10 protein-coding genes are annotated in these 14,050 nt (G+C 66.3%); 7 read left to right on the top strand and 3 right to left on the bottom strand.

Annotated features, from left to right (window positions below):
- Nucleotides 1–259: 259 nt before the first annotated feature.
- Both ACZ9YD_RS07310 and ACZ9YD_RS07305 read left to right on the top strand, forming a co-directional pair.
- Complete coding sequence (locus tag ACZ9YD_RS07310) at nt 260–1,918, top strand: sensor domain-containing diguanylate cyclase (protein WP_465074457.1); 1,659 nt, start codon at nt 260–262, stop codon at nt 1,916–1,918.
- A 357-nt stretch (nt 1,919–2,275) separates the two neighbouring features.
- The gene (locus ACZ9YD_RS07305; protein WP_465074456.1) at nt 2,276–4,042 is read left to right on the top strand and encodes a methyl-accepting chemotaxis protein; all 1,767 of its coding nucleotides are present in this window, start codon (nt 2,276–2,278) and stop codon (nt 4,040–4,042) included.
- 61 nt (nt 4,043–4,103) lie between these two features.
- Here the strand turns inward: ACZ9YD_RS07305 and ACZ9YD_RS07300 are convergent, their stop codons facing one another.
- Nucleotides 4,104–4,718: a TetR/AcrR family transcriptional regulator gene (locus ACZ9YD_RS07300; protein ID WP_465074455.1), complete on the bottom strand. Its 615-nt coding sequence runs from the start codon at nt 4,716–4,718 to the stop codon at nt 4,104–4,106.
- A gap of 134 nt (nt 4,719–4,852) precedes the next feature.
- On the opposite strand from ACZ9YD_RS07300, the gene ACZ9YD_RS07295 reads away from it, so the two are divergent.
- From ACZ9YD_RS07295 to ACZ9YD_RS07275, 5 genes are read left to right on the top strand one after another with little or no spacing between them, the layout of a single operon-like run.
- Nucleotides 4,853–6,016 carry an isovaleryl-CoA dehydrogenase gene (locus ACZ9YD_RS07295; protein WP_465074454.1) on the top strand — a complete coding sequence of 388 codons (1,164 nt, stop codon included), beginning with the start codon at nt 4,853–4,855 and terminating at the stop codon, nt 6,014–6,016.
- Between the two features lie 11 nt (nt 6,017–6,027).
- Nucleotides 6,028–7,635, top strand: a complete 1,608-nt coding sequence (locus ACZ9YD_RS07290; RefSeq protein ID WP_465074453.1) for a carboxyl transferase domain-containing protein — start codon at nt 6,028–6,030, stop codon at nt 7,633–7,635.
- Between the two features lie 23 nt (nt 7,636–7,658).
- Complete coding sequence (locus ACZ9YD_RS07285; RefSeq protein WP_465074452.1) at nt 7,659–8,447, top strand: enoyl-CoA hydratase/isomerase family protein; 789 nt, start codon at nt 7,659–7,661, stop codon at nt 8,445–8,447.
- Nucleotides 8,444–10,513 carry an acetyl/propionyl/methylcrotonyl-CoA carboxylase subunit alpha gene (locus ACZ9YD_RS07280; protein ID WP_465074451.1) on the top strand — a complete coding sequence of 690 codons (2,070 nt, stop codon included), beginning with the start codon at nt 8,444–8,446 and terminating at the stop codon, nt 10,511–10,513. Before ACZ9YD_RS07285 ends, ACZ9YD_RS07280 begins: the two co-directional genes overlap by 4 nt.
- Nucleotides 10,510–11,415 carry a hydroxymethylglutaryl-CoA lyase gene (locus ACZ9YD_RS07275; RefSeq protein ID WP_465074450.1) on the top strand — a complete coding sequence of 302 codons (906 nt, stop codon included), beginning with the start codon at nt 10,510–10,512 and terminating at the stop codon, nt 11,413–11,415. Before ACZ9YD_RS07280 ends, ACZ9YD_RS07275 begins: the two co-directional genes overlap by 4 nt.
- A gap of 115 nt (nt 11,416–11,530) precedes the next feature.
- On the opposite strand, the gene ACZ9YD_RS07270 is transcribed toward ACZ9YD_RS07275, so the two are convergent.
- Complete coding sequence (locus tag ACZ9YD_RS07270; protein ID WP_232135156.1) at nt 11,531–12,628, bottom strand: branched-chain amino acid aminotransferase; 1,098 nt, start codon at nt 12,626–12,628, stop codon at nt 11,531–11,533.
- A 9-nt stretch (nt 12,629–12,637) separates the two neighbouring features.
- The gene (gene lpdA / locus ACZ9YD_RS07265; RefSeq protein ID WP_465074449.1) at nt 12,638–14,050 is read right to left on the bottom strand and encodes a dihydrolipoyl dehydrogenase; all 1,413 of its coding nucleotides are present in this window, start codon (nt 14,048–14,050) and stop codon (nt 12,638–12,640) included.

The following is a 14,050-nucleotide window of genomic DNA, read 5'->3' as shown; positions in this document are numbered from 1 at the left end:
GGTTTCCGCATCCTCTCACCGGAAGAGTGCGCGCTGGCCCGCTTGTGTCACGGTAGTCAAGCCTTCAAGGACGGCTCCAGGCTGCTTTCGGCCGGGCGCGGATATCCGTACGTGAGCCGGCGCTTGGTCGGGGCCGTCCTACGCTGTCTTTTGAGGTAGCGAGGCCATCAGATAGCCGCAACGTGCACGTGGTGGATCCGTCGCGGCAACTGCGCATTGGCATAGCATGGCGCCTGTTCAACTCCCCGGCCCCCGCCTCATGTTCAAAGCCAGCCTTCGCAGCCATCTGACCTTGTGGTTCGGCGGGCTGTCGTTGCTCACGCTGCTGGTCGTGGGTGCCTACGTGGGCCATATCGCGACCGAACAGGTGCGGCAGGCAAGCGGCAACGCATTGTCCGACGCTGCCGGATCCACCGCGGCGCTGCTGGGCCTGCAGCTGCGGGAACGCCAGCAGGAGATCTACCTGCTCAGCCGCGAGCCCCACCTTGTGCGGGGCGATCTGGATGATCCCGACATCCTGCACTCGATGGAATTGCGCAGCCAGGCCCGCGCGGAGTACGCGTGGATGGGCGTTGTCGATATCGACGGCCGTGTGCGTCAGGCCTTCAAGGGGCTGTTGCGAAACCAGTCGGTACAGGCCCGCCCCTGGTTCCAGGCGGGACTGCGCGGCCCGTACACGGCGGATCCGCATGAAGCCGTGTTGCTGGCCAAGATGCTGCCATCCAATGCCAGCGGCGAGCCCTTGCGCTTCATCGATTTCGCCGCGCCGATCGTCAATGCTGACGGCCAGGTCATCGGTGTCCTGGGCGCGCATGCCAACTGGAACTGGGTGACCGGGATTGTCGAATCTGCCGTCGTGCGATCCGGATCGAGCGCTGACATCGAGGTGCTGATCGTCAATGAGGACGGCCGGATCCTGTATCCGGAGCGGCTCGCCGGTCAGCGGCAGACCCGCTTGCCCGAGCGCGCCGATACCCGGCCGGGCTGGTCGGTGGACAACCAGTACCTGAGCGGCATCGCGTCGGTGCCGCGGCCTCTCGACACGGACCTGTCCTGGTACATCGAGGTGCGCCAGCCATTGGCGACCGCCTTGCAGCCGGCGCGCGTTCTGCTCTACAAACTGATGGTGCTGGGCGTCCTTGCCGCATTTCTGTTCGCCGCCGTGGCGTATTACCTGGCGCGCAATCTCAGCCGGCCGATCGAGCAGTTGGCGCACGCGGCCAAGCAGGTGCAGCTCCATCACAGTGGTGTTTCATTCCCCGTGCACCAGCCCGTGCTGGAAATCGCCCAGCTCAGCCAGTCGATGCAGAACATGACCGACTCCCTGCTGGGCAAGGAGCGGGAACTGGAAGCGGCCAATGCGTTCCTGGAAGCGACCGTCGCCCAACGCACCGCAGCACTCACACAGGCCAATGCCGAACTTTTGCAGCTCGCCACGCACGACGCGCTCACGGGTGTCCATAACCGCCGCCGTCTGGACGAGAAGCTGGTCGAGTGCAATCTGCGTCTCAAGCGCACGCAACAGGGCTTTGCCTTGTTGTTGATCGACGCAGACCACTTCAAGTCCATCAACGACACACATGGGCATGCCACCGGCGATGAGGTACTCGTGCGACTGGCACAGGTGCTCCGGCGCCTGACCCGCGCCACGGACTTCGTGGCGCGCTATGGCGGTGAAGAGTTCGCGGTCGTGATCCCGCACAGTGAAGGCGAGCAGGGCCCGCAGGTGGTGGCGCAGAAAATCTGCGACGGCATCGCCGCGACGCATTTCGACGGTGTCGGACGCGTCACGGTCAGCATCGGTGTGGCGCTTGCGCAAGCGTCCGATCCCGACGCCGCCGCATTGATCAGGCGTGCCGACGCGCAGCTCTATCTCGCGAAGCAGTCGGGCAAGAATCGGGTCGCGTTCACCGGATAAAAGCCGCCGCAATCGCCGCAATACCTGTACGAGCGAAGCAGCGGGCAATCGGGGTGTTCGTGGAGCGCCGGTGCAATGCGCGCCAAAGCAGGGCCTGGCCGCGCAGCGGTTGTCGCGTGCGTCCTGCCGGTGACATTGATCAAGCGCGGACCTGATGACTCTGCAGCGCACACCAGCGGCGTCGGGCGCGGCGGTGTAGGAGACCTCGATCGAGACCGGCCCCTGCGCTGCAGACGCGGCGGAACCTCCGATCCGTCGCCCGGTTGCGTCAGCGTTGGGCATCAAGGAATGCGCAACCCGGTCGATAGTGCACACAAGGGACCCATTCAACTTGAGTGCTGCCGCACACGGAGCGTCATGAGATTCAACAACATTGCGAGGTTGTTCGCCGGCAGGGGCGCGACCACCGAGACTGCACAAGCAGATTTCGCCTTGGCGGAAGCGCGGAGCCTCATCGCTGCCATCGATCGGGCCCAGGCCATCATCGAGTTCGATCTCGACGGCACGATCCGCACCGCCAACGCGAATTTTCTATCGGCAGTGGGTTACAGCCTCGCGCAGATCCAGGGCAAGCACCACAGCATTTTCGTTGAGGGCGGGTACGCGACTTCGCTGGAGTACACGCAGTTCTGGGAGGCGTTGCGCACAGGCGAACCCCAGACCGGACGCTTCCGCCGGATTTCCAGCACCGGCGCGCCGGTGTGGATCGAGGCGTCCTACAACCCCGTGCTCGACGCCGCCGGGGCGCCCTGCAGGATCGTCAAGTTCGCGACCGATATCACCGCCAAGATGCGCGAGGCGGCCAATTTTGCAGGGCAGATTGCCGCCATCTCCAAAGTGCAGGCGGTGATCGAGTTCGACCTGCAAGCTCGTGTGCTCTGGGCGAACGAGAACTTCTCGGCCGCCACTGGCTACACGCTTGCAGAGATCCAGGGCAAGCACCACTCGATGTTCCTGCATCCCGAAGAACCGCGCGGTGAGGTCTACCAGGCGTTCTGGGCGAACCTGGCTGCAGGCAACTTCGACGCGGGTCGCTACCGTCGCATGGGCAAGGACGGCAGCGAGATCTGGATCCAGGCGTCTTACAACCCGATCTTCGATGGCGATGGGCGACTGTGGAAGGTCGTGAAGTACGCGACCGACATCACCGCGGAAGTGATGCGCGAACGGGACCTCGCGGTCGCGGTGGCCGAGGTCGGTGAAGTGGTCGCAGATGCGGGCAACGGTGACCTGCGGCGGCGGGTCTCGATGGCGGGCCGCAGCGGCGCGATCGCCGAGCTATGCAGCGACGTCAACGCGCTGGTCGAATCCATGGGGCGCATGGTGGCCCACGTCTCGGCAGCCTCGTCGGAAGTGCATACCGCAGCAAGCGAGATCGCATCCGGCAACGAAAACCTGTCACTCCGCACCGAGACCCAGGCGTCATCGCTGGAGGAGACGGCGTCCTCCGTGGAAGAGATTGCGGCAACGGTTCGCGCCACGGCGGAGAACGCCAGGCAGAGCACAGCGCTGGCGCAGAACGCGACCCAGGTCGCGGAAGAAGGCCATGAGCTGGTGAGCCAGGTGGTCGGCACGATGCGCGAGATCCAACGCGGCGCCACCCAGATCGCCGAGATCACGTCGGTCATCGAAGGCATCGCCTTCCAGACCAACATCCTGTCGCTCAACGCGGCCGTCGAGGCGGCGCGCGCCGGTGCGGAAGGACGCGGCTTCGCAGTCGTGGCGACCGAGATCCGCGCCCTTGCCCAACGCTGCGCGGAAGCGTCGAAGAATATCCGGGGTCTGATCGCGGAGTCGGGCAGGACTGTCGATGCGGGCGCGAAGATCGCGGCCGATGCGGGCGCCACCATTTCGCGCACGGTCGACAGTATTCGACAGGTCAACCGCTTGATGGCCGACATTGCCGTCGCGGCCGCCGAACAGAGCTCGGGAATCGATCTGATCAAGGGCGCGATCAACGCGATGGATGAGGCGACGCAGCAGAACGCGGCGCTGGTCGAAGAGGCGATGGCAAGTGCGCGCAGCCTCGAGCACGAAGCCGATGCATTGGTGGGGCAGGTGTCGCGCTATCGCGTGCGTGAGACGCAGGCCGGGGCGGAACTCATGCTCACCCTGGTGGCATGAGACGCCGCGCTCTCCGTCTTGTGTCGCTGAACTGATCGACGCGGCTTTGCAGGCACAGGCGCTAGCGCACCGACCCCGCCGCCCGCAAACACACCTCGCGAATCGACTCCACCAGCTGCGCCGGTCCCGACGTCTTCTCTTTCAGGATCGGCGCCACCGGTCCGACCAGCGCTTCGGTGAATGCGCCGACGATGCAGGCGGCGGTGACGTCGGCATCCTGGACAGGGAATTCCTGGCGTTCGATGCCGGCCAGCAGGATGTCGCGGAACACGTCGCCGAAGCGGCGGCGGCCGCGGATACGTTCGGCGTCCACTTCGGGGTCGACGGGCTCGGCGATGAACGCGTAGGCCAAGGCGGGGCCGGCGAGGGCGCGGCGCACGAAGGCTTCGATGGCGGCGCTCAGCTGGTCGCGCGCATTGGTGTGGGCGGCAGCCGCGCTGCGCAGGATCACGATTTCGGCGTCGATGGCGACAGTCAGCACTTCGACGAACAGTTCCGTCTTGGACGGAAAGTAGCGATAGATCAGCCCGGTGGAGACGCCAGCCTCGGCTGCAACGGCGGCCACCTGGGCGCCGCGGAAGCCGTCGACGGACACCAACGTGCGCGCGGCGTGGACGATCCGCTCACGGTTGCGGGTCATCCGCTCTTCCATCAGGTCTGAACGCCGATAGCTCAAAACGTGATCCTCGGTTCAATTTGTGAATATTAGTTCAATTCTTGGCCGGAACCCGCTAGCCTGTGCCGATCAGGACCACCGCGCGGGCGCCATGCGCGTGGGGTGGTCGCCCCCCGGCAGCCCTGGAGTCCAGCATGCGTATTCCGTCCATCGATTTCCAACTCGGCGAAGAGATCGAGATGATCCGCGAGTCCGTGCAGGACTTCGCCGCGCAGGAAATCGCGCCTCTCGCCACGCGTGCCGACGAGGACAACCTGTTCCCGCACGCGCTGTGGACCAAGCTCGGCGCGCAGGGCCTGCTGGGCATCACCGTCGAGGAACAATACGGCGGCACCGGTCTGGGCTATCTGGCCCACGTGGTCGCGATGGAAGAGATCTCGCGCGCATCTGGCGGCATCGGTCTGTCCTACGGCGCGCACTCCAACCTGTGCCTCAACCAGCTGCGCAAGAACGCCAGCGAGGCGCAGAAGCAAAAATATCTGCCGAAGCTGTGCAGCGGTGAGCACGTGGGCGCGCTGGCGATGAGCGAGCCGGGCGCGGGCTCGGACGTGGTGGGCATGAAGCTGCGCGCCGAACTGCGCGGTGACCGCTACGTGCTCAACGGCAACAAGATGTGGATCACCAACGGGCCGACCGCCGACGTGCTGGTGGTCTACGCCAAGACCGATCCCGATGCCGGCCCGAAGGGCATCACCACTTTCATCATCGAGAAGGGCTTCAAGGGGTTCTCGACCGCGCAGAAGCTCGACAAGCTCGGCATGCGCTCGTCGGATACCTGCGAACTGGTGTTCGAGGATTGCGAAGTGCCGGTCGAGAACGTGCTCGGCGAAGTGGGCGGCGGCGTCAAGGTATTGATGTCCGGCCTCGACTACGAGCGCCTGGTGCTGGCGGGCGGTCCGCTGGGACTGATGGCCGCGGGCCTGGATACGGTGCTGCCGTACGTGCACGAGCGCCATCAGTTCGGCGAGGCGATCGGCAACTTCCAGCTGATGCAGGGCAAGATCGCCGACATGTATGTCGCCTACAACGCCTGCCGCGCCTATGTGTACGCGGTGGCGAAGGCGGCCGACGCCGGCAAGATCACCCGCCAGGACGCGGCCGGCGTGATTCTCTACGCTGCCGAGAAGGCGACGTGGCTGGCCGGTGAGGCGATCCAGGCGCTGGGCGGCAACGGCTACATCAACGAGTACCCGGCGGGCCGGCTGTGGCGTGACGCCAAGCTCTACGAGATCGGCGCCGGCACGTCGGAGATCCGGCGCATGCTGATCGGCCGCGAACTGTTCCGCCAGACCAGCTGAGGCGCGCACCGATGGCCATCCTGCAGAGCCGGATCGACCCGGCCGGTGAGAGCTTCCAGACCAATGCCGCTGCGATGCAGACGGCACTCGACGATCTGCGTGCCACGCATGCGCGCATCGCGCAGGGCGGCAGCGAGGCCGCGCGCGAAAAGCACCGCAAGCGCGGCAAGCTGCTGGTGCGTGATCGCATCGATGCACTGATCGATCCCGGCGCGCCGTTCCTCGAGGTCGCACCGATGGCGGCGCACGGCATGTACGGCGGCGAAGTGCCCAGCGCGGGCGTCGTCGCCGGCATCGGTCTGGTCAGCGGCGTCGAATGCATGATCGTCGCCAACGATGCGACGGTGAAGGGCGGCACCTATTACCCGATCACGGTGAAGAAGCATCTGCGTGCGCAGGAGATCGCGCAGCAGAACCGCCTGCCGTGCATCTATCTGGTCGATTCGGGCGGCGCGTTCCTGCCGATGCAGGACGAGGTGTTCCCCGACCGCGACCATTTCGGCCGGATCTTCTACAACCAGGCCAATCTCTCGGCGCAGGGCATTCCGCAGATCGCCTGCGTCATGGGCTCGTGCACCGCAGGCGGCGCCTACGTGCCGGCGATGAGCGACGAGACGGTGATCGTCAAGGAACAGGGCACGATCTTCCTCGGCGGCCCGCCGCTGGTGAAGGCCGCGACGGGCGAAGAGGTGGACGCCGAATCGCTGGGCGGCGCCGACGTGCACACGCGCATCTCGGGCGTGGCCGATCATTTCGCCGAAGACGATCTCGATGCGCTGTCGCGCGTGCGCGACATCGTCGCCTCGCTCAACTGGCGCAAGCAGGGCGAGCTGCTCACGCAGACGTCGGAAGAGCCGGCGTATCCGGCCGAAGAACTCTATGGCGTGATTCCGGCCGATACGCGCAAGCCCTACGACGTGCGCGAAGTCATCGCGCGCCTCGTCGACGGCTCGCGTTTCGACGAGTTCAAGGCGCGCTACGGCACCACACTGGTCACCGGCTTCGCGCATCTGCACGGCTATCCGATCGGCATCGTCGCCAACAACGGCATCCTGTTCTCCGAGAGCGCACTCAAGGGCGCGCACTTCGTCGAGCTGTGCGCCAAGCGCGGTATTCCGCTGCTGTTCCTGCAGAACATCACCGGCTTCATGGTCGGCAAGAAATACGAGAACGGCGGCATCGCGCGTGATGGCGCGAAGCTGGTCACCGCGGTCGCCTGCGCGAAGGTGCCGAAGTTCACCGTCGTCATCGGCGGCAGTTTCGGCGCCGGCAATTACGGCATGAACGGCCGTGCGTACTCGCCGCGTTTCCTGTGGATGTGGCCCAACGCCCGCATCGGCGTGATGGGCGGCGAACAGGCGGCCGGCGTGCTGGCCACCGTGCGCCGCGATGGCATCGAAGCGAAGGGTGGCACCTGGTCGGCGGAGGACGAGGATGCGTTCAAGGCGCCGATCCGCGAACAGTTCGAGCAGCAGGGCCATCCGTATTACGCCAGCGCACGACTGTGGGACGACGGCATCATCGATCCGGCCAAGACCCGGCGTGCATTGGGGCTGGCCCTGTCGGCGGCATTAAACGCACCGAATGAAGAAACCAAGTTCGGCATCTTCCGGATGTGACCGGGCGCGACGAGGACACCGCAATGACCGACACACCGAACATCGGGATCGAACGCAACGGCGCCGTGGCGACCTTGTGGATGGATCGCCCCGAGCGGCACAACGCGTTCGACGAACACCTGATCGATGCGATCGATCGCGGCCTGCAGACGCTGGGCGCCGACGACAGCGTGCGCGTCGTCGTATTGGCGGGTCGCGGCCGCAGTTTTTCCGCCGGCGCCGATCTCGACTGGATGCGCCGCGCCGCCGACTACGACGTGGCGCGCAATCGCGACGAAGCCGAAGCACTGGCGCGCATGCTGCGCCGCCTGGCGGAACTGCCGAAGCCGACGATCGCGCGCGTGCATGGCGCGGCAATCGGTGGCGGGCTGGGTCTGGTCGCCGCCTGCGATATCGCGGTCGCCAGCGAGAAAGCGGTGTTCGCGACGTCCGAGGTCAAGTTCGGCCTGATTCCCGCGACCATCGGCCCGTACGTGCTGCGCGCGATCGGCCCGCGCCAGGCCGCGCGCTATTTCCTGACGGCTGAACTGATCCAGCCGGCGAAGGCGTACGAGATCGGACTGGTGCATGAAGTCGTCGCCGAGGACGCGCTTGACGCCGCGATCGACACCCTGGTGCAGGCGCTGGCGCAGGGGGGGCCGAATGCACAGGCCGAATCCAAGCGGCTGATCCGCGATCTCGATGGCCAGACCATCGGCGATGCGTTGATCGCCGACACCGCCGCGCGCATCGCCGACATCCGCGCCACCGACGAAGCCCGCAAGCGACTGGATGCGTTCCTGTCCGCACGCCGCGCAAAGGACGCCCGATGACCACTGGATTTTCCGAAGGCGCGCTGTTCGACACCGTGCTGATCGCCAACCGCGGCGAGATCGCGTGTCGCATCATCGCGACCTGTCGCCGGCTCGGCATCCGCACCGTGGCGGTGTACTCCGACGCCGATCGCAACGCGCGCCATGTACGTCTGGCCGACGAGGCCGTGCACATCGGGCCCTCGGCGGCGCGCGAAAGTTATCTGCGCGCCGACAAGCTGCTGGATGCCGCGCGCCGCACCGGTGCGCAGGCGATCCATCCGGGCTATGGCTTCCTGTCCGAGAACGCGGCATTCGCGCAGGCCTGCGCCGATGCCGGCGTGGTCTTCATCGGGCCTAGCCCCAAGTCGATCCAGGCGATGGGCGACAAGCGCGAAGCCAAGGCGCTGATGCAGGCCGCCAATGTGCCGGTGACGCCGGGCTATCACGGCGACAACCAGGATCCCGCGTTCCTGCAGCAGCAGGCCGATGAGATCCGCTACCCGGTACTGATCAAGGCCAGCGCCGGCGGCGGCGGCAAAGGCATGCGCCTGGTCGAGAAGAGCGAGGACTTCGCGGCGGCGCTGCTCTCCTGCCAGCGCGAGGCCGAGAGTTCGTTCGGCGATGCGCGCGTGCTGATTGAGCGCTACATCGTGCGGCCGCGCCATGTGGAGATGCAGGTCTTCGGCGACAGCCACGGCAACGTGGTGCACCTGTTCGAGCGCGATTGCTCGGTGCAGCGTCGGCACCAGAAGGTGCTGGAAGAAGCGCCCGCGCCCGAACTGAGCGACGCGCAGCGCGAGGCCATGGCACAGGCTGCGGTCGCCGCCGCGCGCGCGGTCGACTACATCGGTGCCGGCACGATCGAGTTCATCGTCGGCGAGAGCGGCGATTTCCACTTCATGGAAATGAACACCCGGCTGCAGGTCGAACATCCGGTCACCGAACTGGTCACCGGCATCGATCTCGTCGAATGGCAGCTGCGCGCGGCCGCCGGCCAGGCGCTGCCGCTGCGTCAGGATCAGATCCACCACCGCGGCCATGCGATCGAAGCGCGCCTGTATGCAGAGGACGCGTTGAAGGGTTTCCTCCCGTCAACCGGCACGCTGCAGGTCATGCAGTTCCCCGAAGCGAGCGCGCATGTGCGGATCGACACCGGCGTGGAGCAGGGCGACGCGATCAGCCCGTGGTACGACCCGATGATCGCCAAGCTAATCGTCTGGGACGAGGACCGTCCGCGTGCCCTGCAGCGTCTGCGTCAGACCATCGATGCGGTGCGCGTCGTCGGCGTGACGACCAATGCGGTGTTCCTCGGCCGTCTCGCGCGTCAGGCAGATTTCTCTGCCGCGCGCCTGGATACCGGACTCGTCGCACGCGAGATCGACACGCTGCTCGCGCCCTTGCCCGAAGCCGACGATGCAGCGTGGATGCTGGCCGCGCTCGGGTTCTGGGCGCATTCGCAGGCGGCAACGAACAGCGCGACTTCGAACCCCTCTCCCTCCGGAAGAGGGGCAGGGGTGAGGGCCGCTTCGCCCTGGGCCATCGCCGACGGCTGGCGCCTCGACACCCACGCCGCACGCTTCATCGAGTTGTCGGCGAACGGACAGACCCGCCGGATCGCGTTGCGCCAGGACCACGACGGTCTGCGCATCGGCTTCGATGGCGAGGCGGTCACTCCCGTCAACTTCCAATGGACCGCACCGACACTGACCGCTGCCCTCGACGGCGTGCGTCGCAATGTCGATGTGCTGGTGCAGGGCGCGCAGGTCGTGCTGTATCGCAGCGAAGATCGCTTCGTGTTCGAACACGTCGATCCGCTGCATCGACACACCGGCGCCGAAGCGCATGCCGGCGCGGTGATCGCGCCGATGCCGGGCCGCATCGTCGAACTGCTGGCACCGCTCGATACGCCGATCAAGAAGGGCACGCCGCTGCTGGTGATGGAAGCCATGAAGATGGAACACACGCTGCAGGCCCCGCACGACGGCGTGGTCAAGGCGTTCCTCGCAAAGCAGGGCGATCTGGTCGCTGACGGCGCGGTGCTGGTCGATTTCGTCGAGGGCGATGCGGAGGAGGGCGCGGCATGAGCGACTTCGTTCGCGTCGTCGAAGTCGGTCCGCGCGACGGGCTGCAGAACGAAAAAACGCTGGTGCCGGCCGCAACCAAGATCGCATTGATCGACCGGTTGTCGGTCTGCGGTTTCCAGGTCGTCGAAGCCAGCAGCTTCGTCAGCCCGAAGTGGGTGCCGCAGCTGGCCGATGCCGAGGAAGTGCTTGCCGGCATCCAGCAGTGCGACGGCGTCGCCTATCCGGTGCTGGTGCCCAACGCGAAAGGCCTGGAGCGTGCGCTGGCCGCCGGCGTGCGGCACATCGCGGTGTTCACGGCCGCATCGGATGCGTTCAACCTCAAGAACACCAACATCGACGTCGATGGCTCGCTCGAACGGCTGAAGCCGGTCGTCGAGCAGGCGCGTGCTGCGGGTGTGTCGGTTCGCGGCTATGTGTCCACCGTGCTCGGCTGTCCCTATCAGGGCCATGTCCCGCTCATCGACGTCGTACGCGTCGCCAGCGCCTTGCATGCGATGGGCTGCGACGAGATCTCGCTCGGCGACACCATCGGCGTCGGCACGCCCGCCAAGGCCCGCGAGATGCTGCTGGCCTGCGCGCAGGCCGTGCCGATGACGCAGCTCGCCGTGCATTTCCACGACACCTACGGCCAGGCGCTGGCCAACGTGCTGGCGTGCCTGGAAGCCGGCGTGCGCGTGGTCGACAGCGCGGTCGGCGGCCTCGGCGGTTGCCCGTATGCGAAGGGCGCCAGCGGCAACCTCGCCACCGAGGATCTGCTGTACATGCTCGAAGGGCTGGGCCTGCGCACCGGTATCGATCTGGACACGGTGACCGACACAGCGGTGTGGATCAGCGGCGAACTGGGCCGCAAGCCGGCCAGCAAGCTCGCGACGGTGGCGCTGGCGAGGAACGCCGCTGCCTGATTCAAGGCGTCGACAGAGTTTGCCAGCGAGCCGCTGAAGTCGATGCGGATAATCGCAACGCCAGTAAGAAAACGGCCCGCAATGCGGGCCGTTTTCCGTCACCTGACGCGATGGATCAGACCAGACGCGTCAACCAGCCATGCCGGTCCGGCGCGCGGCCGTACTGGATGTCGAGCAGATCCTTGCGGATGCCCATCGTGATTTCGCCCGGCTGCGCATCGGCATCGCCGACACTGAAATCGGCGCCCTTGAGCACGCCGATCGGGGAGATGCTGGCCGCGGTGCCGCAGGCGAAGACCTCACTGATCTCACCCGAGCGCACGCCTTCCATCCACTCGGCGATCTCGACGCGGCGTTCGGTCACGGTGTGGCCGCGATCGCGCAGCAGCTGGATCACGCTGTCGCGGGTGATGCCCTCGAGGATGCTGCCGGTCAGCGACGGGGTGATGACGCTGCCGTCCTTCTGCACCAGGAACACGTTCATGCCGCCGAGTTCTTCGACGTATGTATTGGTTTCCGCATCGAGGAACAGCACCTGCGCGCAGCCGTTTTCGACCGCCTCGCGCTGCGGCAGCAGCGACGACGCATAGTTGCCGCCGCACTTGGCCGAACCGGTGCCACCGCGGCCGGCACGTGCGTAGTCGCGCGAGAGCCAGATCGAGACCGGCTTGATGCCGCCCTTGAAGTAGGCGCCGGCGGGGCTGGCGATCACGTAATAGGCCACGCGACGCGCCGGGCGCACGCCGAGGAAATCCTCGTTGGCGATCATGAAAGGCCGGATGTACAGGCTCGATTCGCCGCCGCCCGGCACCCAGGCTTCATCGGTCTTGACCAGCTGCTTGATCGACTCGACGAACAGATCCACCGGCAGTTCCGGCAGCGCCATGCGACGGGCCGAATGCTGCAGGCGACGACCGTTGGACTCCGGACGGAAGGTCCACACCGAACCGTCGGCATGACGGAACGCCTTCATGCCTTCGAAGATTTCCTGGCCGTAATGCAGCACCGCGGCGGCGGGCGAGAACGTCAGCGGGCCGTAAGGCCGCACGTGCGCGTCGTGCCAGCCGTCCTCGACGGTCCAGTCGATGGCGACCATGTGATCGGTGAAATGCACGCCGAAACCGGGATCGGCGAGGATCTTCTCGCGATCGGCCTGCTCGCGCGCCTGCTGCGAAGGGACGTGGCGGAAGGTGGGGAACGTGGCGTCAGTCATGCGCGGGACTCAGATGTGCAGGGCGTGGCCGAGTGCGCGGAGTGCGGCTTCCTGCACGGCTTCGCCCAGCGTCGGGTGGGGGTGGATGGTACCGGCGATGTCTTCGAGCGTTGCGCCCATCTCGATCGACTGCACGAATGCGATCGACAGTTCGGACACCTGCACGCCGACGGCCTGCCAGCCGAGAATGCGGTGATCGCCCGCGCGCGCGACCACGCGCACGAAGCCATCGGTCGACTCCAGCGACATCGCGCGGCCATTGGCCGCGAACGGGAACATCGAGGTCTTGATCTCGATGCCCTGCGCCTTGGCTTCATCCGGCGACAGACCGACGACGACGACTTCCGGATCGGTGAAGCACACCGCCGGAATCGCCGCCGGCATGAAGTGGCGCTTCTTGCCGCTGACCACTTCAGCCACCAGTTCGCCCTGCGCCATCGCACGGTGCGCCAGCATCGGTTCGCCGGCGACATCGCCGATCGCCCAGACGTTGCGCATCGAGGTCTTGCACTGGTCGTCGATTTTGATCGCCTTGCCGGCGAGATCGAGACCCAGCGATTCGAGGTTGAAGCCATCGGTCTTCGGACGACGACCGACCGCGACCAGGATCTGCTCGGCGTCGAGCGTGAGCTCGTTGCCGTCCGGATCGCGCACGCGCAAGGCGCCGCCGTCGGTCAGGCCGAGCACGCTGTGCTTCGTCAGCACCTTGACGCCCGACTTGTCGAGATGCGTGGCCACCGGCTTGGTCAGCTCACTGTCGTAGGCCGGCAGGATGCGGTCCTGCGCTTCGACCACGGTGACTTCGCAGCCGAGCTTGCGATAGGCGGTGCCGAGTTCCAGACCGATGTAGCCGCCACCGACGACGATCAGATGCTTCGGCAGCGAGGTCGGCGACAGCGCTTCGGTCGAGGAAATCACCTTACCGCCGAACGGCAGGAACGGCAGTTCCACCGGCTCCGAACCCGTGGCGAGCAGCAGGTGCTCGCACTTGATGCGCAACGTGCCGCCGTCCTCGCCAGCGCCGGCGACATCGACGGTCTTGCCGTCGACGATCGTCGCCCAGCCTTTGATCAGCTGCGCGCCGTTCTTCTTCAGCAACGCGCTCACGCCGCCGGTGAGTTTCTTGACGATGCCGGCCTTCCAGGCAACGGTCTTCGCCAGATCCAGCGCCGGTGCCTGCACGCTGATGCCGAGCGGGGACGTGCCGGCTGCGTAACTGGCGACCTTGGCGAATTCTTCGGCGGCATGGATCAGCGCCTTGGACGGAATGCAGCCGATGTTGAGGCAGGTACCGCCCGGGTTGACGCCTTCGACGACGATGGTCTTGACGCCGAGCTGGCCGGCGCGGATGCCGGCGATGTAACCGCCGGGGCCGCCGCCGATGACCAGCAGCTGGGTTTCGATGGTCTGGGACTGGCTCAT

The organism is Luteimonas sp. AC640a, from assembly GCF_979256585.1.
The sequence above is the reverse complement of the archived record's forward strand: the minus strand, read 5'-3'. Positions and strand labels throughout refer to the sequence as shown.